The sequence below is a fragment of the Ruegeria sp. BG9 genome, assembly GCF_056538305.1.
The window spans coordinates 244,836-264,142 of the sequence record NZ_JBQFSY010000008.1; the positions used below are offsets into that span (position 1 = coordinate 244,836).

19 protein-coding genes are annotated in these 19,307 nt (G+C 58.9%); 7 read left to right on the forward strand and 12 right to left on the reverse strand.

Annotated features, from left to right (window positions below):
- Window positions 1-273 precede the first annotated feature (273 nt).
- Window positions 274-999, reverse strand: coding sequence for a 16S rRNA (uracil(1498)-N(3))-methyltransferase (locus ACR0I8_RS15495; protein ID WP_170691616.1), 726 nt, complete (start codon window positions 997-999; stop codon window positions 274-276).
- A 12-nt stretch (window positions 1,000-1,011) separates the two neighbouring features.
- Here ACR0I8_RS15495 and ubiA point away from each other — a divergent pair, with 12 nt between their 5' ends.
- From ubiA to ACR0I8_RS15515, 4 genes are all read left to right on the forward strand, one after another.
- Complete coding sequence (gene ubiA, locus ACR0I8_RS15500; RefSeq protein ID WP_170691617.1) at window positions 1,012-1,974, forward strand: 4-hydroxybenzoate octaprenyltransferase; 963 nt, start codon at window positions 1,012-1,014, stop codon at window positions 1,972-1,974.
- Window positions 1,975-2,038: 64 nt separating this feature from the next.
- Window positions 2,039-3,973: an OmpA family protein gene (locus ACR0I8_RS15505; RefSeq protein ID WP_170691620.1), complete on the forward strand. Its 1,935-nt coding sequence runs from the start codon at window positions 2,039-2,041 to the stop codon at window positions 3,971-3,973.
- 1 nt (window position 3,974) lies between these two features.
- Window positions 3,975-4,295 (forward strand): hypothetical protein, encoded by a 321-nt coding sequence (locus ACR0I8_RS15510; RefSeq protein ID WP_170379160.1) that lies wholly within the window; start codon window positions 3,975-3,977, stop codon window positions 4,293-4,295.
- Between the two features lie 313 nt (window positions 4,296-4,608).
- A complete protein-coding gene (locus ACR0I8_RS15515) occupies window positions 4,609-5,139 on the forward strand; it encodes a hypothetical protein (RefSeq protein WP_170462571.1) in 531 nt (176 codons plus the stop codon).
- A gap of 48 nt (window positions 5,140-5,187) precedes the next feature.
- Here the strand turns inward: ACR0I8_RS15515 and ACR0I8_RS15520 are convergent, their stop codons facing one another.
- The 3 genes from ACR0I8_RS15520 to pgsA are packed head-to-tail and all read right to left on the reverse strand — an operon-like array spanning window position 5,188 to window position 6,550.
- The gene (locus ACR0I8_RS15520) at window positions 5,188-5,631 is read right to left on the reverse strand and encodes a molybdenum cofactor biosynthesis protein MoaE (protein ID WP_170691622.1); all 444 of its coding nucleotides are present in this window, start codon (window positions 5,629-5,631) and stop codon (window positions 5,188-5,190) included.
- Between the two features lies 1 nt (window position 5,632).
- Entirely contained in the window at window positions 5,633-5,878 is a 246-nt protein-coding gene (gene moaD, locus ACR0I8_RS15525; protein WP_170379166.1) for a molybdopterin converting factor subunit 1, read from the reverse strand.
- A gap of 3 nt (window positions 5,879-5,881) precedes the next feature.
- Complete coding sequence (gene pgsA, locus ACR0I8_RS15530; RefSeq protein ID WP_170379168.1) at window positions 5,882-6,550, reverse strand: CDP-diacylglycerol--glycerol-3-phosphate 3-phosphatidyltransferase; 669 nt, start codon at window positions 6,548-6,550, stop codon at window positions 5,882-5,884.
- Window positions 6,551-6,733: 183 nt separating this feature from the next.
- Here pgsA and ACR0I8_RS15535 point away from each other — a divergent pair, with 183 nt between their 5' ends.
- A complete protein-coding gene (locus ACR0I8_RS15535) occupies window positions 6,734-7,618 on the forward strand; it encodes a DMT family transporter (protein ID WP_170691624.1) in 885 nt (294 codons plus the stop codon).
- Here ACR0I8_RS15535 and uvrC read toward each other — a convergent pair.
- From uvrC to ACR0I8_RS15565, 6 genes are all read right to left on the reverse strand, one after another.
- On the reverse strand, window positions 7,615-9,489 hold the full coding sequence (gene uvrC / locus ACR0I8_RS15540; protein ID WP_170691626.1) for an excinuclease ABC subunit UvrC: 1,875 nt from the start codon (window positions 9,487-9,489) through the stop codon (window positions 7,615-7,617). The two genes, ACR0I8_RS15535 and uvrC, sit on opposite strands and share 4 nt — an antisense overlap.
- Before the next feature lie 290 nt (window positions 9,490-9,779).
- Window positions 9,780-10,559: an SDR family oxidoreductase gene (locus tag ACR0I8_RS15545; RefSeq protein ID WP_170691628.1), complete on the reverse strand. Its 780-nt coding sequence runs from the start codon at window positions 10,557-10,559 to the stop codon at window positions 9,780-9,782.
- A 20-nt stretch (window positions 10,560-10,579) separates the two neighbouring features.
- Entirely contained in the window at window positions 10,580-11,551 is a 972-nt protein-coding gene (locus ACR0I8_RS15550) for a calcium/sodium antiporter (RefSeq protein ID WP_170462564.1), read from the reverse strand.
- Between the two features lie 168 nt (window positions 11,552-11,719).
- Window positions 11,720-12,517 (reverse strand): S49 family peptidase, encoded by a 798-nt coding sequence (locus ACR0I8_RS15555; RefSeq protein ID WP_170691630.1) that lies wholly within the window; start codon window positions 12,515-12,517, stop codon window positions 11,720-11,722.
- A 204-nt stretch (window positions 12,518-12,721) separates the two neighbouring features.
- Window positions 12,722-13,483, reverse strand: a complete 762-nt coding sequence (locus ACR0I8_RS15560; RefSeq protein WP_170642333.1) for an ABC transporter permease — start codon at window positions 13,481-13,483, stop codon at window positions 12,722-12,724.
- Window positions 13,480-14,409 (reverse strand): ABC transporter ATP-binding protein, encoded by a 930-nt coding sequence (locus ACR0I8_RS15565; RefSeq protein ID WP_170691632.1) that lies wholly within the window; start codon window positions 14,407-14,409, stop codon window positions 13,480-13,482. Before ACR0I8_RS15565 ends, ACR0I8_RS15560 begins: the two co-directional genes overlap by 4 nt.
- Window positions 14,410-14,535: 126 nt before the next feature.
- Here ACR0I8_RS15565 and ACR0I8_RS15570 point away from each other — a divergent pair, with 126 nt between their 5' ends.
- Window positions 14,536-15,645 carry a CaiB/BaiF CoA transferase family protein gene (locus ACR0I8_RS15570; protein WP_170691634.1) on the forward strand — a complete coding sequence of 370 codons (1,110 nt, stop codon included), beginning with the start codon at window positions 14,536-14,538 and terminating at the stop codon, window positions 15,643-15,645.
- Window positions 15,646-15,702: 57 nt separating this feature from the next.
- Here ACR0I8_RS15570 and hemE read toward each other — a convergent pair whose 3' ends face one another.
- Window positions 15,703-16,737: a uroporphyrinogen decarboxylase gene (gene hemE, locus ACR0I8_RS15575; RefSeq protein WP_170691636.1), complete on the reverse strand. Its 1,035-nt coding sequence runs from the start codon at window positions 16,735-16,737 to the stop codon at window positions 15,703-15,705.
- A gap of 106 nt (window positions 16,738-16,843) precedes the next feature.
- On the opposite strand from hemE, the gene hemC reads away from it, so the two are divergent.
- Window positions 16,844-17,806: a hydroxymethylbilane synthase gene (hemC, locus tag ACR0I8_RS15580; protein ID WP_170691638.1), complete on the forward strand. Its 963-nt coding sequence runs from the start codon at window positions 16,844-16,846 to the stop codon at window positions 17,804-17,806.
- Between the two features lie 214 nt (window positions 17,807-18,020).
- On the opposite strand, the gene ACR0I8_RS15585 is transcribed toward hemC, so the two are convergent.
- Entirely contained in the window at window positions 18,021-19,292 is a 1,272-nt protein-coding gene (locus ACR0I8_RS15585; RefSeq protein ID WP_170691640.1) for an aminotransferase class III-fold pyridoxal phosphate-dependent enzyme, read from the reverse strand.
- Window positions 19,293-19,307 lie beyond the last annotated feature (15 nt).

Here is a 19,307-nt window from a genome sequence, read left to right on the forward strand (position 1 = left end):
AACTGACGTAGACTCAGGAATGGTATGTCGCCCTGCAGCAAAACGATACTTTGACAATCCAGTGTCATTTCGGCCAGCCACAACAATCCAAATGACCCCAAGGCACATATTTTGCAAAAACCATTGTCGAACAGGCGCCACCAGCGCGAACAAACACTGTCCTGAGCGAGAGGTTGCAGCTTGGTGGAAAGAATTCGAGCCTTTCGGACGGAAAGATCCTATTTTTTAGTGGTGTAGCTAAGACAGAAATCCGTCATTTCTTACAGGGGCGCTTCAGAACCAATCCCCTAAGGCCTGCTGCCACATGGTCAATGCAGCCACCGCCGCTGTATCAGCGCGCAGGATTCGCGGGCCGAGGCTAACCACATGTGCGAAGGGCAGTGCGGTCAAACGGGCGCGTTCTTGGTCCGAAAACCCTCCTTCGGGGCCAATCAGAATGGCCCATGGATGGCCTTTTTCCTGAGCGGCCAATCGTAGCGCTGAACCGACCTCGGCCTCATTGCAGAACATCAATTGCCGATCCTGAGGCCAAATATCCAGCACGCGGTCCAGTTTTTGCAGATCCGCGACCTCGGGCACAAAGGTACCGCCGCATTGTTCGGCGGCCTCGACCGCATGCGCCTGAAGTCGGTCCTGCCGGATACGCTCGGAGTTTGTGTAGTCTGTCTGCACAGGTAGAATGCGCGCGGCCCCCATTTCTGCGGCCTTCTCGACAATGAAATCCGTGCGCGCCTTTTTGATTGGCGCAAAAAGGAACCACAAATCCGGCGGCAGTTGCAAAGGCTTGGTCTGCTGCAGGCAGGACAGAACGCCGCCGCGCTTGCCCGCCTCAGAGACTTCGGCCAACCATTCGCCATCCCGGCCATTGAACAGCGCAATCTGCGCGCCGACGGGTTGCCGCATAACGGCAAACAGGTAATGCGCCTGCTCACGCGTCAAAGGAACCGATTGCCCCTGACCCAAGGGCTGCTCTACATACAGTCTGATCTTCGCACTCATGAGACCCTACATATGCAAGGCAATGCTCCAACACCAGACGGTCAGGTCGCTGATGCTGTCACCGGCAATTGGGTGGACACCCGCGCGCCCGCCTTCACCCGCCCCTACCTGCGGTTGAGCCGCGCGGATCGGCCGATCGGAACGTGGCTGCTGCTGATCCCCTGCTGGTGGGGGCTGGCGCTGGCGATCCTCAGCGATGGCATGCCACGGCTGGAGGACGCCTGGATTGCAGTCGGCTGTGCCATTGGGGCCTTTTTGATGCGCGGCGCGGGATGCACGTGGAATGACATCACCGACCGCCATTTCGACGCGCAGGTCGAACGCACAAAATCCCGCCCGATCCCCTCGGGTCAGGTCAGCGTGCGGCAAGCCGTGATCTGGATGGGTCTGCAGGCTCTTATATCGCTGGGCATTCTGCTCAGCTTCAATACTGCAGCTGTCCTCATGGGCGTTCTGTCGCTGGTGCCAGTTGCCCTCTATCCCTTTGCCAAACGCTTCACATGGTGGCCGCAGGTGTTTCTGGGACTTGCCTTCAACTGGGGCGCGCTGCTGGCCTGGGTGGCCCATACCGGATCGCTGGGCTGGCCTGCGGTGATGCTGTATCTGGCGGGTATAGCGTGGACGCTATTCTACGACACGATCTATGCGCATCAGGATACCGAGGACGACGCGTTGATCGGCGTCAAATCCACCGCGCGGTTGTTCGGGGCGGATACGGCCAGATGGCTGAAGTATTTTCTGATCGCCACGGTCTCGCTAGTGGGGCTGGCGATCATCGACGCAGGCGTGCCGGATTCGCCGTTCTGGATTGTCACGATTGCATTGGGCGGGCCATGGGCCATGGGCTGGCATATGTTATGGCAGCTGCGCAATCTGAACATCGAGGACAATGCCAAATTGCTGATGCTGTTCCGGTCGAACCGGGATACCGGCCTAATTCCGCTGATCTTCCTCTGCGTCGCGCTGCTGCTCTGATTGCACCTGCGCGCCGGGGCCTGTACAACCCCGCCCAAACGCCCGAGGAGTCTGAAGCCCGCATATGCGTCTGCCCTATTTTGTAGCTGTTTGCCTGATCTTTCTCGTCTCTGCCGGACTGTCCCTTTTGGCTGCGGGCTTTGCCGTGACAAAGGTCGAAGACGCCTCGGAATTCGCCGTCCGACGCGCGCTGGACCTGAAAGGTCACAACTGGGCCGAGGTCGAATCCGACGGTCTGCGCGTCATACTCACAGGCACCGCGCCGGATGAGGCGATCCGCTTCAATGCCCTGACCGCTGCCGGAACCGAGGTCGACACCTCCAGGGTGATAGATGAGATGGATGTGGCCGCCACGTCGGCACTGGCCGCCCCCAGGTTTTCCGTGGAAATCCTGCGCAATGACAGCGGTGTCTCGGTGATCGGCCTGATACCGGCCAGCGAGGATCGCGAGTCCCTTATGGACGGGTTGCAGGCGCTGGACAGCGACCATTCCGTCTCGGACCTGGTTGAGACCGCCGACTACCCGAAACCCGATGGCTGGGACGATGCGCTGGCCTATGCCGTGCTGGCCCTGTCCGATCTGCCGCGCGCCAAGATCTCGGCCAGCCCCGGCCTTGTCCGGATCACCGCGATTGCCAACAGCCAGCAGGAAAAAGAGCGGCTGGAGCAAGACCTGACCCGCGCCGCTCCACCAAGCGTGCGGATCGGTCTGTCCATTTCAGCCCCACGCCCGGTGATCACGCCCTTCACCCTACGCTACCTGATTGACGAGGCCGGAGGCCAGTTCGACGCCTGTTCTGCCCAGGATGAAGACGCCCGCGATCAGATCATCGCAGCGGCAGAAGACGCCGGTCTGGCCGGCCCCTCCTTCTGCACCATTGGTCTGGGTGTACCCTCCCCCCGCTGGGCAGAAGCCGCAGAAAAGAGCATCAACGCGCTTGCTGAAATCGGGCAAGGATCGGTGACGATTTCGGATGCGGATATCACTCTGGTCGCAGCTCAAGGCACGAACCCAGCGCTGTTCGATCGCGTCGTGGGTGAGCTGGAAAACGCGTTGCCCGAGGTGTTCGCCCTGCATGCCGTGCTGCCCGAACCCGAGGTCGCGGATGAGACCGGGCCCGTCGAGTTCTCTGCCACCCGCAGCCCTGAGGGCCTGATCCAATTGCGCGGCCGCGTCGGTGATGACGTTCTGCGCGACATGGTCGACAGCTATGCCCGCGCGGCGTTTGGGTCCGACAATGTCTATACCGCGACCCGTATCACCTCGGATTTGCCGATGGACTGGCCCGTACGTGTTCTGGCCGGGCTTGAGGCCCTGTCCCAACTGCATAACGGTGCATTGACTGTAACGCCCGAGTTGGTCGACCTGAACGGCATCAGCCATGATGAAGAAGCCAAGGCCCGGATCGCCGGTCTGCTTTCGGACAAGCTGGGCGATGCGCAGAACTTCACCCTGTCGATCACCTATGTCGCCCCGCCCGAACCCGAAGACGCCCCGCCCGATCCTGAACTCTGTGAAGAAGGTATCGCCGAGATTCAAGCCACCAGCAAAATCGCATTCGAGCCGGGCTCGGCCACCATTGCCGCGGAGTCGCGCGATACGGTCAATCAGATCGCAGATATCTTGCGTGATTGCGGTCCGATCCGGATGGAAATTCAAGGCCATACCGACAGTCAGGGCAGGGAAGAAATGAACCAACAACTCAGCCAGGCGCGCGCGCAGTCGATCCTGAACGAGCTACGCGGACGGCGCATTCCGACCTCAAGCTATACAGCCGTCGGCTATGGTGAAACACAGCCAATCGCAGACAATGACACCGAAGAGGGCCGCGAAGAAAACCGCCGGATTGAGTTCCGCCTGATCCGGCCGGAACCCACTGAGGCCTCGGAAACCGGGCTCGAGGCGCTTGAGACCGGGGCGGAAGACCAGACCGAGACGTCCGCATCAGAAGACCAGACCGAGACGACCGCGCCGGATGCGGAAGCAGAGGACCAGTAAGTTGAACAGAGTAGAATTCATCATCGCCACCGCCGTCATCCTGTTCGCGGCTTTCTGCATGGGATGGTTTGCCAACTGGCTGGCCCATCGCCTGTCCCGCGTCCGCCAAAGCGACGTAGCCGACCTGGACCGTATGAGCCAGGAACTGCACGAGGCTGAGGAAACTCGCGATCAGGCCATCACCTATCTGCAGCAGCGCGAGGCCGAGCTGACCAACCAGCTGACCCAAACCGAGGCAGAACTGGCCGCTGCCATGGACGGCCTCCGCGCCGCCCGGCAAGAGGCCGAAGAAATGCGCGGACGCATCAACAACGCGGACTAATACGACCCGCTGAGTCCTTTTCTCGCGCTCCGTTCAGACGACCAAACGGGAGCATTCGCCGCAGTGGGAGTTAGTGATGGCGTTTCGGATTTTTCCTGAGTCATCCGGCAAAACGAACGTCTCAAGACTGCTGAAAGCGCGGCAGAGTCTTCGTATCCCGGGCTAAGCCCGAAGCGCCTGCGCGGCTTGGTTCGGCGGGTTTTAGCCGATCTGACTCCGGTTTCTTTAGTTTTTCAACAAATTCAACATAATGAATGAGTGTGTTTTTGCCTGCACACAGAACTGTCCTTTTTCTGTAAAACTGGAGTCTATCATGAATTTCCAAGTTACTTTGAAAACCGCCGCTACCCTTGCCGCATTTGGCGCAACTGCCGCCTTCGCCTCAAGCGATGTGATCCCGTCCGAGAATGACACGTTTTCGAAATGGGGCGAGGAATCCGGCTGGACTATCTATGTCGATGATACCCGCGGCTCTTGCCTGATTGAGCGTGTCGACGAAAATAACAACGTCGTGCAAATGGGCCTGACCAAGGATCAGGAAATGGGATACCTTGGTGTCTTCACTCAGAATGACATTGGCCTGAAAGGCAAAAAGGAAGACATCATCCTGTCGCTGGATGGTAATGTCTACGAAGCCAAAGCCTACAAGAAGACCAAGCACCTCGCGGAAGGGTATACAGGAGGCTATATTCTGGCCAACAACCCGCAATTCGTTGAGGACGTCATGAAAAAGTACGATATGACAGTCTTCCCGGAAAAAGAGAGCGGCTTTACCGTAAGTCTTGATGGCACCTTGAAAGCGATCGAGGCGGCGCGGACCTGCAATACGGAGCAGAATAGCTAAGCTATTCCATTTGGCCCGGCACTTGGAAACGGGTGCCGGAGCCGACCTCTACCACCGCGTCAGGGCGTCTTCATCTTCGTCCTTCGCGGCCACCCATTCGGCACCTGAATTGGTGATCTCTTTCTTCCAGAACGGTGCGCGGGATTTCAGGTAGTCCATCAGATATTCTGCTGCCTCGAACGCATCCCTGCGATGCGGTGCGGCTGTCGCGACCATCATGATCCGGTCGCCCGGAGCCAGCCTGCCGTGGCGGTGAATCAACAGAACATCACCCAAAGACCAACGCTCCTTGGCCTCTTCCGCGATTTTTGTCAGCGCGCGTTGCGTCATGCCGGGATAGTGCTCGATCTCCATCACATCCAGATCGCCCGAGGCCAGATCGCGCACGACACCCGTAAATGTCACGATCGCCCCATTGGCGTCGTCGCCCGCTGCAAAGGCGTTGGCTTCGGCCCCCAGATCAAACGCCTCTTCCTGAACCGCGATCCGCATCTCAGCCGCCCGTCATTGGGGGGAAGAACGCAACCTCACGCACACCGGCCAGAGGGGCGTCAAAATCGGACAGCTCCTGATCCAAAGCCACTCGAAGCGCAGAGAGATCGGCAAAGGCCGCAGCATAGCGATCCTCGCGTGCGCTGAGTTCGGCTACCAGATCAGACACGGTCGCAGCTTGTGTTTCGACCTTTTCCTTCGGCAGGCCGATGCGTTCGCGAACCCAGGCGAAATACAGCACGTCCATCGGTTAGCTCTCCTTCAGATGCGGCATGGCTTTACGTAGGTAGTCATAGCCGCTGATCAATGTCAGCGTGGCGGCAATCCACAGCAACCACAGGCCAATGCGCCCTGACCAGAACATTCCCTCAAGGTGCCAGCGGATGTTGTTGATGTCCTCAGCCTCTCCGGTCAGGACCTGATCTATGATCGTGGGATCCATGCCGAAGGTGGCCATGACGAAGTTGTGCTCGAATATCCCCTGCGAGAATAGTATGGCGATGGCAAACATCTGGGCCGTGGTCTTCCACTTGGCCAGCTTCGTCACCTTGAGCGTTCCGGCAACATCACCCAGATATTCACGCAGGCCCGAGACGAACACTTCGCGAAACAGGATCACGGTAGCGGGCAGCACCAGCCACGGGGTCCAATGCTCGGTCGAATAGCCCACAAGGATCATCAGCGCGATCACGACCATGGCCTTGTCGGCAATCGGATCCAGCATCGCGCCCATCTTGGTTTCCTGCTTCCAAGCCCGCGCCAGATAGCCATCAAACCAGTCGGTGATCGCAGCAGACATGAACAGGATCAGGGCAAACCAGTCGGCATAAGGTCGGGTGAAATATAAAAACATCACAGCCAGACCGGGCGCGGCCAGCAGGCGGAGCAAGGTCAGAATATTGGGCAAGTTCCACTTCATGAACCGACACTACATCGCCACCCAAGGACAGAAAAGACAGACAAATGAAAAACTGACCCGTTCACAGAGGGTTGTGGGGTAAAAAGTCAAAGGGTCGCAACCAGGAACTCTCGGGCAGATACAGCTTGGCCCGGGGCGGCTTTGCGGTCAGATTGGCGCACGGCTCAGCAGCGACGGAAGACCATGACCGCACATATTCGAACCGACCCCCGATCAAACCTGATCGGAAGCGCGTGGATGATCGCGGGCATGGCACTTTTCGCGCTCGAGGATGCGCTGTTGAAAGGCGCCTCGGCGCATTTGCCGATCTGGCAGATCTTGACCCTGTTCGGTGCCGGTGGCGCGATCATCTTTGCCGCCGTCGCCCTGCTGCGTGGCGCCAGCTTGTTTCATCGGGATGTGCTGTCACGGCCCATGAAAGTGCGCGTTCTATTCGAGATTTTGGGGCGGATGTTCTACGTGCTGGCGATCACGCTGACGCCTCTGTCAGCGGCAACCGTGATCCTACAGGCGACACCTTTGGTCGTGGTGGCAGGTGCCGCGCTGTTTTTCGGCGAAACCGTCGGTTGGCGACGGTGGAGCGCGATTCTGGTCGGTCTGATTGGCGTCGTGGTCATCATTCAACCGACCGGAGACAGCTTCTCGGCTCTGTCGATCCTGGCCGTCCTGGGCATGCTGGGCTTTGCCGGGCGCGATCTGGCCAGCCGCGCCGCACCCGCGACGCTGGGGATCGAGGTTCTGGGCTTTTACGGCTTCCTCTGCATCATCGTGGCTGGTCTGGCCTATCAGTTCTGGGAAGGGGTGCCGATGGCTCCGCTGGACCTGAACGCCACCCTGCACGTTGGCGGAGCGATCCTGATGGGCACTGCCGCCTATGCCTCGCTCATGAAAGCCATGCGAACGGGTGAGGTCTCGGCCGTTACGCCGTTCCGCTATTCCCGCCTGCTGTTTGGCGTCGGGTTGGGCGTAATGATGTTTGGCGAAACACTGGATCAGACAATGTGGATCGGCAGCGCACTGATCGTGGCCTCGGGGCTGTATATCCTGTGGCGCGGCCGAAAGGCCTAGCCCTTGTCGTGGAAGAAATCATAGACCTTCTGCGCCAACCCGGCCGAGATCCCTTCGACCGCTTTCAGATCCGCAAGATTGGCCCGGCTGACCGCCTTGGCACTTCCGAAATGAGTGAGCAGAGCACGTTTGCGAGCGGCCCCTACACCGGGGATTTCATCCAGTGGCGTCGCGCCCACGGCCTTGGCCCGTTTCGCGCGGTGGGTACCGATGGCGAACCGGTGCGCCTCATCCCTCAAGCGCTGGATGAAATACAGCACGGGGTCGTTACGCTTCAGGGCAAAAGCACGCTGACCGATCCGGTGGAATTCCTCTTTGCCGTGATCCCGATCAACGCCCTTGGCGACGCCGACCATCGGGATGTCTTCGACGCCATGCTCTACCATGATCTCATGCACGGCACTCACCTGCCCGGCACCGCCGTCGATCAGCAGGAGATCGGGCCACATGCCCTTTTCACGATCCGGATCTTCCTTTTGCAGACGGGTGAAGCGGCGGGTCAGCACCTCTTTCATCATCCCGAAGTCATCGCCGGGCGTCAGATCGTCACTGCGAATGTTGAACTTGCGATAGGCGTTTTTCATGAAGCCCTCGGGGCCAGCGACGATCATGCCGCCGACCGCATTGGTGCCCTGAATGTGAGAGTTGTCGTAGACCTCGATCCGACCCGGCGGGTTGTCCAGATCAAACGCCTCAGCCACACCACGCAGCAACTTGGCCTGTGTGGCACTTTCCGACATGCGGCGGGCAAGCGACTCACGCGCGTTGCGTAGGGCTCCAGCGACCAACTCCTGTTTCTCACCGCGCTGCGGGACGAGGATTTCCACCTTGCGTCCGGCTTTCTCAGTCAGCGCTTGCTCCATCAGGTCAGCGTTTTCGATCCCGTCCGACAGGATCAGTTGACGCGGTGGTTCCTTATTATCGTAGAACTGGCCGAGGAACGCCTCCATCACCTCAGCCGGGGACACATCCGCACCGACACGAGGGTAGAAGTCCTTGTTCCCCCAGTTCTGGTTCGCGCGGATGAAGAACACTTGCACACAGGCCTGCCCGCTATCCATATAGAGGCCAATCACATCCGCCTCATTCACGCCGCGCGGGTTAATGCCCTGACTGGTCTGCACCTGCGTCAGCGCACGAATACGATCCCGCAGGCCGGCCGCACGTTCGAACTCCATCGCCTCCGAGGCGGCCATCATCTGTTCGGCCAACTCCTCCTGCACCTTGGTGGACCGGCCCGAGAGGAAGCGTTCGGCATCCTTGACGCTTTCGCGATAGTCGGCTTCCGAAATCAGCCCGACGCATGGCCCTGAACACCGCTTGATCTGATAGAGAAGACAAGGGCGCGTGCGACTGTCGAACATGGAATCCGAACAGTTGCGCAGAAGGAATGCCTTCTGCAGTTGGTTCAAGGTCCGGTTCACTGCACCCGCGCTGGCGAAGGGGCCGAAATACGCGCCCTTTTCTTTCTTGGCGCCACGATGCTTTTTGATCTGAGGAAAGCCATGATCCTTGGCGACCAGAATGTTCGGGAAACTCTTGTCGTCGCGCAGCAGGACGTTGTATTTGGGCTTGAGCTGCTTGATCAGGTTCTGCTCTAGCAGCAGCGCCTCGGTCTCGGTCCTTGTGGTCAGGAACATCATCGAGGCGGTCGAGGCGATCATCTTCTCGATGCGGCCCGAATGCCCCGGGCGCGTGTAGTTCGACACCCGCGCCTTAAGGTTCCGCGCCTTGCCCACATACAAAACCCGACTGTCCGCATCCAACATCCGATACACACCGGGCGAGCTGTCCAGCGTTTTCACATAGCGCTGAATGCAGGCATAGCCGGTGGGCTGAAGCTCGGGTGTCGATTCGTCCTGGGTTGTCATGGGCCTGAGATATGATTCTCTGTCTATGGCTGCAATCTTGGGCGCTTCAGTTCAAGAGAAAACAAATCCACGGTTTCTGTGGATAAGTATGAAGATAAGTTTCCGTGAGCGCAGAATCTTCCTTGTTTCCTTGCTTGTTCGTTAATTTGCACAAAAAACAGGCACATGCTTAAGTATTTGTTTTTTATTGTTATTTTTTTATGCACTTAGCAAGTGTATGAAAAATAAGACGTTTTTGTAACGGCTAGGTAACGCAAAAGAGAGCGGTGCAAAACTTGCAGCGGATTTACTTATTCTACGCCCAACACATCCGGCGTTTGCCATCCCAAATGCTGCCCACCATCCACGCACAAAAGCTGCCCAGTGACAGCATGCGCGTCTAGAAAATAGCCCAGTGCTGCGGTGATATCTGACGGGTTCGAGCCCCGCTCCAGTACTGTGTTGGCGCGCTGGGTTTTGAAGTGCTGTTCGCTCTGACGATGTCCCTGCATGGTCGGTCCGGGACCAATGGCGTTGACGCGGATTGCGGGTGTCAGCGCTTGGGCAGCCGTGCGCGTCAGCGCCCACAGGCCCATCTTGGCGATGGTGTAGCTCATGAATTCAGGCGTCAGTTTCCGCACCCGCATATCGACCATGTTGACGATCAAGCCAGAGGCCTGCGGCTCTCCCTGCGCATCCGTCTCAGGTTGCAAGCCCTGTTCGGCCATGGCCTGAGTTAGAACAAAGGGCGCGCGCAGGTTGCTGTCGAGGTGCCGGTCCCAGCTTTTGCGCGTGGCCGTGTGGATATTGTCATACTCAAAGACCGACGCGTTGTTGACCAGACACGTGATCGGCCCACCCAGAGCCTCAGCCGCGCGAGGCAGCAGTGCGGTCACCTGTTCCTCATCCAGAAGATCGGCCTGCAGCGCCACAGCTTTGCGGCCCAGCGCCTGAACTTCTGCAACCGTCTCAGCCGCGGGCTGTTCCGAGGTCGCATAATGGACAGCCACATCATACCCGCGCCCCGCCAGATAAAGGGCCATGGCGCGGCCCAAGCGGATGCCGGCTCCGGTTACTAGCGCTTGGGACATGGATACCTCTTTCCGTCACATCACATCAGCAATGTGGTGACATAAAGCGCATAAAGGAAAGTCAACACCAGACCCCAGATCCGGGAAATATCCTGTTTGAAGAACACAAACGGGATCAGCAGCAGCGAGGCGCCCAGCATGACCCACAGGTCGAACTCAAGGAATTCCGGATCGACCGGGATGTTGCCGAACCACGTGGCAATACCGACGATTGCCAGCAGGTTGAACATGTTCGAGCCGATCACGTTGCCCAGCGCCACATCCGCCTGACGCCGAAGGGCCGCCATAACAGTCGTCGCCAATTCAGGCAGAGACGTTCCTACAGCCACAAGTGTCAAACCGATCACCGTTTCGGTGATCCCGTACATCAGGGCGATTTCGGTGGCGTTTTCGACCAATAGATGCGCGCCCATGGGCAGACCGATCAGGCCAAGGACCACGTAGATCGAGATCTTCCAATAAGGCATGTTCGGATCGGCCTCTTCCAAACCGTCCAGCTCTTCATCGTCGGCACATGCCCCGGCTGCATCAGCGCAAGCTTTGCGATGCGCCTTGGCTTCGCGAAACGCGTTCCACAACACCAGCCCAAGGGCGGCAAGCAGAATGGCACCGCTGATCAGATTAAACACGCCGCAGAAGGCGAGGCCGATGAACAGGACGCTCGCCAACAGCATGAAGACATAGTTTTTCCGGCTGTCGCATTCGCTGGTGTGCAGCGTTGCCAACAAGGCAGGCAAGCCCAGAACCAAAAGGATATTCGCGGTGTTGGAGCCGACGACGTTACCCAATGCGATGCCCGGTGCGTTCTCCTTCACCGCGCTGATCGCAATCAGCAACTCAGGTGCCGAAGTGCCAAAGGCAACGATCGTCAGGCTGACGATCAAGGCGGGGACACCCAGCCGCAGGCTTAGGTTCACCGCACCGCGTACAAGTGCATCGCCTGCCAGCAACAGGATCACCAATCCGAGGCCGGAGAGCAGCCATGCCGTCATGTCCGGCCTCCTTTTTCACAGGCGCAGGGGCCTTTGCCGATCCTGAACCGACCGCAACGCGGACATTTGGCAGAACTCAACCGATTTTGCCCCGGAAAGCGCAGCTTGCCGAACATCGCCAAAACACCCATGGCGACCAGAAACAGAGTGACGATCTTGATGATCACGTTACAGACCGAAACGCGCGAAGGCCGCCCGCTCCTCTAGCCCCGCTACGGCGTCCTGCGCCAGCGCGGTACCGAAACGTGACCAAAGTGGTTTGCGCACGCCGTAGCGGCGGAACTTCACCTTGTCGCCGAAACGCTCCTGCATCTTGGGTTTCAGATGGGCGATGCCTTCGATCAAGCCCAGCTCCTGCGCGCGTCGCGCCAGCCAGATTTCACCGGTGAACAGATCAGCATCTGCGTCCAGCTTGTCGCCACGACGGGTTTTAACATGGGTGATGAAATTCTCGTGGATGTCTTCCAAAAGGCGTTCCAGCCGCGCGACATCCTCTTCCTTTTCCGGGCGGAACGGGTCGAGCATGGATTTAGATTTCCCGGCCGTATGAACGCGCCGCTCAAAACCTTGTTTCACCAGAAACTCATGTGCGCCGAACCCGGCCGAGATCACCCCGATCGACCCGAGGACGGAGCTGTCATCGGCCCAGATCTCATCCGCTGCCGCCGCCAGCCAATACCCGCCCGAGGCCGCAACGTCTTCGACAAAGGCCACGACCGGTATCTCAAGCTCGTCCGACAGCCGCCGGATACGCGCGCCGATCAGAGAGCTTTGCACAGGCGACCCGCCGGGCGAGTTGACCTCGAGCGCGACGGCCGCAGGCTTGCCTTTGCGAAAGGCCTTTTCCAGAACAGGTGCCAGCGAGGTATCATTCAACGCGCCGCGCCCGGCCATGCCGATGGCACCGGACAGGCGAACGATGGCCACGACGGGCGGTTTTTTGACAAAAGGCAGGCTGAGTTTCATGGGTGCCGATGTAGAGTGCCCCCATCGGCGAAACAAGGGACTCGCCGAACGCAAAACGCGGCGTTAGACAATTTCCTCACACCGATGGGCAAAAATGCAACGCCATAAAGCGTTTTGCGTTTTAGCTGAGACAATGCCACCGAGATGCGTGTTCGACCGCAGGGAGGGGCAGCGCATTTCGGTTCAAATCAAACGCAAAGCGATCTAGCTGCGGATGCGCCAGCCCGTTTTGAAAATCCACCAGATGATCGCAAGGCACAGTCCAGTGAAGGCCACGATGGCCAAAAGGCTGAACACGATCGGTACATCTGCCAGCCCATAAAACGACCAGCGGAAGCCCGAAATCAGGTAAACCACCGGGTTGAACAGTGTGATCGTTTGCCACAGTGGCGGCAGCATCGAGATCGAATAGAACGTGCCGCCAAGAAAGATCAGCGGGGTGACAACCAACTGCGGAACCAGCGACATCTGCTCAAAATTGCTGGCCCATATCCCGATTATGAACCCCAACAGCGAGAAGCTGAGGCAGGACAGCACCAGAAACGCGGCCATCGCCAGCGGATGCTCGATCCGGATGTCGACGAAGAATGTCGCCGTCACAAGGATCACCAGACCGACGAACAGCGCCTTGGTGGCGGCCGCGCCTACATAACCTATGACAATCTCGATGAAATTGACCGGGGCAGAGAGCAACTCATAGATCGTGCCCAGAAACTTTGGAAAATATATCCCAAAAGACGCGTTCGAAATCGCCAGCATGACCACCGACAACATGATCAGCCCGGGCACGATGAATGCCCCGTATGATACGCCCTCCACCTCTTGAATCCGGCTGCCAATGGCCGTGCCGAAGACCACAAAATACAGTGAGGTCGACAGGACCGGCGACAGAAAGCTCTGTGCCAAGGTGCGGAAGAAGCGGGCCATCTCAAACCGGTAGATGGCGGCAATGGCGGTCCAGTTCATGCGGCCTCTCCCGACACCAGATTGACGAATATCTCTTCCAGACTGGATTGTCTTGTCTGCACATCCCTCAGAACCAGCCCCGATTGGGCCACGTCATTCAGCAGCGTTGTGATCCCGGTCCGATCCGCATTGGTGTCATAGGTATAGATCAGCGCATCGCCATTGCCGTTCAGAACCAGATTATGCGCAGCCAACCCGTCCGGTATGGCCGAGATCGGCTCGGTCAGCATGACCTCGATCTGTTTCTTACCCATCTGCGCCATCAGAGTATCCTTGTCCTGCACCAGCAGCAGCTCACCCTTGTCGATGATGCCCACACGGTCGGCGATGGCTTCGGCCTCTTCGATGTAGTGGGTGGTCAAAATGATGGTGACGCCCGCCTGCTTCAGCTCGGCGACGATCTCCCACATATCCTTGCGCAGTTCGACATCGACACCGGCTGTCGGCTCATCCAGAAACAGAATGCGCGGTTCATGGGCCAAAGCCTTGGCGATCAGAACCCGGCGCTTCATGCCCCCGGACAGTTCCTTGATCGCGCTCTTGCGTTTATCCCACAACGACAGTTTGCGCAGGATCTCTTCGATCCGCGCGCTGTCATTGCCATAGCCAAACAAACCTCGGGAAAACCGGACCGTATTGTAGACCTTCTCGAACGGCTCCAACGCAATCTCCTGCGGCACCAGCCCGATCATTTTGCGGGCGGCGCGGAACTCGGCCTGTATATCATGCCCACCAACCGAGACACTGCCCGAGGTCGGCGTGGTAATCCCACAAATGGTCGAGATCAGCGTCGTTTTGCCCGCCCCGTTCGGCCCCAGCAGAGCGAGGATTTCGCCTTCCTCGATGTCCAGCGACACGCCTTTCAGCGCCTCAAACCCGTCCGCATAGGATTTGCGCAAATCCTTGATCGACAAAATGGTAGTCATGCCTGTTTCCCCGTTCTGGCAGAGACCCTATCGTTTCGCCTCCAGGTGGAACAGGCCAATTTCGCACAGAGCTCTGCGCAGAATTGCTGTAGGGTCCGGGGAACGCTGCACATACCGGAGAGATCCATGCTGAACGGAATACGCATTATCGAGCTCGAAGGCCTGGGCCCCGGCCCTTTCGCCGCCATGTTGCTGGCTGATCTCGGCGCGGATGTGATCACCATCCACCGCAAGGGCGGCAGTGTGACACCCGGCATGCCGGAACGCTCGGTGCTGGACCGGGGCAAACGGTCCATTGCGCTTGATCTCAAGGATGCAACCGACCTGAACACCGCCAAGGAACTCATCACCACCGCCGACGCACTGATCGAAGGCTTCCGCCCCGGCGTGATGGAGAAACTGGGACTGGGGCCTGACATATGCCATGCGCTGAACCCAAAACTGGTCTACGGCCGCATGACCGGCTGGGGACAGGACAGCCCGTTGTCCAAAACCGCTGGGCATGACCTGAACTACATCGCCCTTTCAGGCGCTCTCTGGTACGCGGCGCAACCTGAAACACCCCCACAAACCCCGGCAACCCTCGTCGGCGACATTGGCGGAGGCGCGATGTATCTGGTCACAGGACTCCTCGCTGGTTTACTCAACGCCCAGCGCACCGGTCAGGGCACCGTCGTCGATGCGGCCATCTACGATGGTTCGGCGCATATGATGAACCTGCTGATGAGCATGCGCCAAACCGGCAACCTGTCAGAAACGCGCGGCCAAAGCCTGCTTGACGGTCCACATTGGAGCCGCACCTACCGCTGCGCCGATGATGGCTTTGTGACGGTCCAGTGCCTTGAGCCAAAATTCTATGCCGAATTCCTGAACATTCTGGGCTTGTCACAAAACCCCGACTTGCAGGAGCAATTCAACTCCAAACTCTGGCCGGACCAAACGAAGAAACTGACAGACCTGTTCCTGAGCAAACCCCGAGACCACTGGGCCGCGCTGTTTCACGAAACCAATGCCTGCGTCGCCCCAGTCCTTGATCCGGTCGAGGCACAAAACCACCCCATGAACACCGCCCGCCAAACTTGGCAAACCGTGGATGGCGCCATGCAAGCCGCCGCAGCGCCCCGTTTCTCGACCACGCACTGGAGCGCTAAACCTAGCCCGGCCAGAGGCGAACACACACAGGACATTCTGGACGAACTCTCCGACCAGAACCAATCCGCCCCTTCATCTGGCTAAAAATATCCCGGGGGATGAATTGGCCGAAGGCCAAGAAGGGGTCTGGCCCCCTTCCCTCTACCGCCCGCGCACCGTGTCGATCATCAACTGCACGTTCTCAGGATCCGCATCCGGCGTAATCCCGTGGCCGAGGTTGAAGATATGCGGTCCTTTGGAGAACGCCTCAACAATCTGCCGCGTCTCATCCAACAGCGCCTGACCGCCCGTCACCATATGAGACGAGGCCAAGTTCCCCTGCACACAACCGTCCACCTGCACGTGCGCCGCCGCCCAGTCAGGCGCGACCGAGTTGTCCAGCGCCACACAATCCACACCGGTTGCCTTGGCAAACCCGACATAGCCCTCGCCCGCCTCGCGCGGGAAACCGATGACCGGTACACTAGGATGGCGCGCCTTGATGGCCTGCGTGATCACACGACACGGCTCAACCGCGTATTTCTGGAACGCGTCGCCTTTCAACGACCCGGCCCAGCTGTCAAAGATCTTGACCACCTCGGCCCCGGCCTCGATCTGAGCCGAAAGATACTCGATCGTCGCCAGTGTAATCCGCTTCAACAGAGCCTCAAACAGGGCGTTATTCTCCTCGCGCAGCGCATGCGCAGGACCCTGATCAGGCGTACCACGCCCTGCGATCATATAGGTCGCGACAGTCCACGGCGCGCCTGCGAATCCGATCAGCGTCGTCTCGGATGGCAGTTCCTTCGACAGGATACGCACAGTTTCATAGACCGGGGACAGGGTCTCATGAATGTCCTCAACCGGCTTCAACACGTCAAAGTCGGATTGCTGCGTGATCGTCGACAGGCGCGGGCCTTCACCTGTCACAAACCACAAGTCCGCACCCAGCGCTTGAGGAACCAGAAGGATGTCAGCAAACAGGATCGCCGCGTCGAACCCATAGCGGCGAATGGGCTGCAGCGTGACCTCGGCCGCCAGTTCAGGATTGTAGCACAGCGACAGGAAATCCCCGGCCTGCGCGCGTGTTGCGCGATATTCCGGCAGATACCGCCCGGCTTGACGCATCATCCAGATCGGCGGAGTGTCCTGAACCTCTCCGGCCAGTGCCCGCAGCAATTTCTTCGTCTCAGCCATCATCGCCCTCAATCTTGCGTTTCGTCCACGGGTCGGCGCTCAGTGGCAATTTGTCAAGCACCGCCCCCATTGTCAGGGCAAAGTGACGCGACTAAAGCTGGTGTCCATGACATTGACTCTGCCCACCCCCGCATCGCCGCTGAAAATTGGCACCCGAGGCTCTCCGCTGGCTTTGGCACAAGCTTATGAGACTCGCCAAAGGCTGCGCGATGCGTTCGGGCTGAGCGATGAGGCGTTTGAGATCGTGGTGATCAAAACCACCGGCGACAACCGCGCCATGATCGATGCGGATCGCCCGTTGAAGGAGATTGGCAACAAAGGCCTCTTCACCAAAGAAATCGAAGAGGCGATGCTGCGCGGCGATATCGACATCGCCGTCCATTCGACAAAGGATATGCCGGTTGAACAGCCCGCTGGGCTGGTGCTGGATACGTTTCTGCCGCGCGAGGATGTCCGCGATGCGTTCATTTCCCCGCAATTCACCTCAATCCGCGACCTGCCCGAGGGCGCCGTTGTCGGCACCTCATCCCTGCGGCGTCGGGCGCAATTGCTGAACCGCCGCCCCGACCTGAATGTGGTCGAATTTCGCGGCAACGTTCAGACCCGCCTGAAGAAACTGGCGGACGGCGTGGCCGATTGCACCTTTCTGGCCATGGCCGGCATCCGCAGACTGCGGATGGAGGACGTCCCTGCCACCGCGATTTCCACGGACGATATGCTGCCCGCCATCGCACAAGGCGCGATCGGCATTGAACGCCGCGAAACAGACAGCCGGGCCGCCGAACTGCTTGAAGCGATTCATCACGCTGAAACCGGTCAACGGCTGACAGCGGAGCGTGCGCTACTGGCCGGGCTGGACGGATCTTGCGAGACCCCCATCGCCGGGCTTTGCGAAATCGAGAGCGGCCAAATGCAGCTGCGGGGCGAGGTTCTGCGCCCCGACGGATCCGAGGCCATTGCGGAAAACACAACAGGCGCGATCGAAGACGCCACCGAGATGGGCCGGGCAATGGCCGACACTCTGCTGCGTCAGGCAGGTCCCGGTTTCTTCGATTGGAAAAAATCCTAAATAATTTTAGCCAAAGTGAACTTGTTCACTGTGGCATTCCGAAAAGACAGGCATTAATAGGCCATACCGGTTGCAAGACTGGATAGCCTCGAAAGTATCGAAAGTTTTCAGATTGTTGGTGTTTTAACAAGTATTCGAGGGGGCGAGGCTACGCCCAGACTGCAATAGGTGAACGGGTCGCTGTCAATTTCGACAGCGGCCCGTTTTCTTTTGATCAGCCCAGTGCCGCGACCGCTTGTTTCACCGCTTCGCGCGTTTGCTCCAGATCGGCCTCGGTCACCGCCAGAGACGGGTAGAGTTTGCCCGGAGATTTGAAAATCCCGTTCTCCCGTAGAACATCATTGTAGAGCGCGTTCCGTTTGGGGTCGTCGTGTCTAGCGCTGCGGTAGTCGCGGCAGGGGGTTTCGGTGAAATAGACGTCAAACAGCGTTTCGTCGCCGCAGATCTGATGGGGAATACCCGCTTTTGTTAGCTCATCCACCTGCATCTGCTGCAAGGCCGCGCCTGTTGCGCGCAGCTGCTCATATGTCCCCTCGCGCCGCAGAATCTCCATCGTTTTCAACCCGGCGACCGAGGCCACTGGGTTACCTGACAGAGTGCCCAACTGCATCAGCCATCCGGCCTCACCCACCTGCGATTTGTCGAAATGCTTCATGATCTCAGCGCTTGCGCCCAGCGCAGCCAGAGGAAAACCGCCGCCGGTGATTTTACCCAGCGTGCAGATATCGGGCGTCACAGCATACCGTTCCTGCGCCCCGCCATAGGCCAGACGGAATCCGGTGACGATCTCATCAAAGATCAGCAGCACATTGTATTTGTCGCACAGCGCGCGCAGGCCCTGCAGATATCCCGGCAGCGGGGGAATGATACGCTGCAAAGGCTCGGCCATGATCGCGGCGATATCGTCATGTTCGTTCAGTAGGGTCTCGACGGCCTCAAGGTCATTGAAAGGTGCGATCAGCATCTGTTCGGCAACGCCTGAGGGGATGCCCGCACTGTCCGGCACGGCTTGCGGGAAATTCACCTCACGGCTGGGGGCGAGGCTCATCTGCGCCTCGGCACTCATGCCGTGATAGCCGCCTTCGAATTTCAGGATCTTGTCCCGCCCGGTATAAGCGCGCGCCAGACGGATCGCGTACATATCCGCCTCGCCGCCCGAAGCAACAAAGCGCACCTGTTCACAGCAAGGCACGGCGTCGATGATCGCCTCGGCCAGTTCAACGCCTTTGCTGTTATTGGCAAAGAAGGTCATGCCCTTGGGCAGTTGTTCCAGAACGGCCTCAAGCACTTCGGGATGGCCATGACCCAAAAGCATCGGGCCCGAGCCGATAAGGTAGTCGATGTATTCGGTCCCATCCTCATCCCAGACGCGGCTGCCTTCGCCGCGTGAGATCATGATGCCGGGGTCGAAATTGCCGAATCCCCCCGCAGGCAGAGCCGCCTTGGCGCGGTCGATCCATTCGGATTGAGTGTTGATCTTGAGCATATCACGCGATCTCCA

Excerpts from the sequence above, each read along its gene's own strand:
- ACR0I8_RS15495 (WP_170691616.1), bottom strand. The coding sequence starts at position 999 with ATGAGTGCGAAGATCAGACTGTATGTAGAGCAGCCCTTGGGTCAGGGG.
- ubiA (WP_170691617.1), top strand. The coding sequence starts at position 1,012 with ATGCAAGGCAATGCTCCAACACCAGACGGTCAGGTCGCTGATGCTGTC.
- ACR0I8_RS15505 (WP_170691620.1), top strand. The coding sequence starts at position 2,039 with ATGCGTCTGCCCTATTTTGTAGCTGTTTGCCTGATCTTTCTCGTCTCT.
- ACR0I8_RS15515 (WP_170462571.1), top strand. The coding sequence starts at position 4,609 with ATGAATTTCCAAGTTACTTTGAAAACCGCCGCTACCCTTGCCGCATTT.
- ACR0I8_RS15520 (WP_170691622.1), bottom strand. The coding sequence starts at position 5,631 with ATGCGGATCGCGGTTCAGGAAGAGGCGTTTGATCTGGGGGCCGAAGCC.
- moaD (WP_170379166.1), bottom strand. The coding sequence starts at position 5,878 with ATGGACGTGCTGTATTTCGCCTGGGTTCGCGAACGCATCGGCCTGCCG.
- pgsA (WP_170379168.1), bottom strand. The coding sequence starts at position 6,550 with ATGAAGTGGAACTTGCCCAATATTCTGACCTTGCTCCGCCTGCTGGCC.
- ACR0I8_RS15535 (WP_170691624.1), top strand. The coding sequence starts at position 6,734 with ATGACCGCACATATTCGAACCGACCCCCGATCAAACCTGATCGGAAGC.
- uvrC (WP_170691626.1), bottom strand. The coding sequence starts at position 9,489 with ATGACAACCCAGGACGAATCGACACCCGAGCTTCAGCCCACCGGCTAT.
- ACR0I8_RS15545 (WP_170691628.1), bottom strand. The coding sequence starts at position 10,559 with ATGTCCCAAGCGCTAGTAACCGGAGCCGGCATCCGCTTGGGCCGCGCC.
- ACR0I8_RS15550 (WP_170462564.1), bottom strand. The coding sequence starts at position 11,551 with ATGACGGCATGGCTGCTCTCCGGCCTCGGATTGGTGATCCTGTTGCTG.
- ACR0I8_RS15555 (WP_170691630.1), bottom strand. The coding sequence starts at position 12,517 with ATGAAACTCAGCCTGCCTTTTGTCAAAAAACCGCCCGTCGTGGCCATC.
- ACR0I8_RS15560 (WP_170642333.1), bottom strand. The coding sequence starts at position 13,483 with ATGAACTGGACCGCCATTGCCGCCATCTACCGGTTTGAGATGGCCCGC.
- ACR0I8_RS15565 (WP_170691632.1), bottom strand. The coding sequence starts at position 14,409 with ATGACTACCATTTTGTCGATCAAGGATTTGCGCAAATCCTATGCGGAC.
- ACR0I8_RS15570 (WP_170691634.1), top strand. The coding sequence starts at position 14,536 with ATGCTGAACGGAATACGCATTATCGAGCTCGAAGGCCTGGGCCCCGGC.
- hemE (WP_170691636.1), bottom strand. The coding sequence starts at position 16,737 with ATGGCTGAGACGAAGAAATTGCTGCGGGCACTGGCCGGAGAGGTTCAG.
- hemC (WP_170691638.1), top strand. The coding sequence starts at position 16,844 with ATGACATTGACTCTGCCCACCCCCGCATCGCCGCTGAAAATTGGCACC.
- ACR0I8_RS15585 (WP_170691640.1), bottom strand. The coding sequence starts at position 19,292 with ATGCTCAAGATCAACACTCAATCCGAATGGATCGACCGCGCCAAGGCG.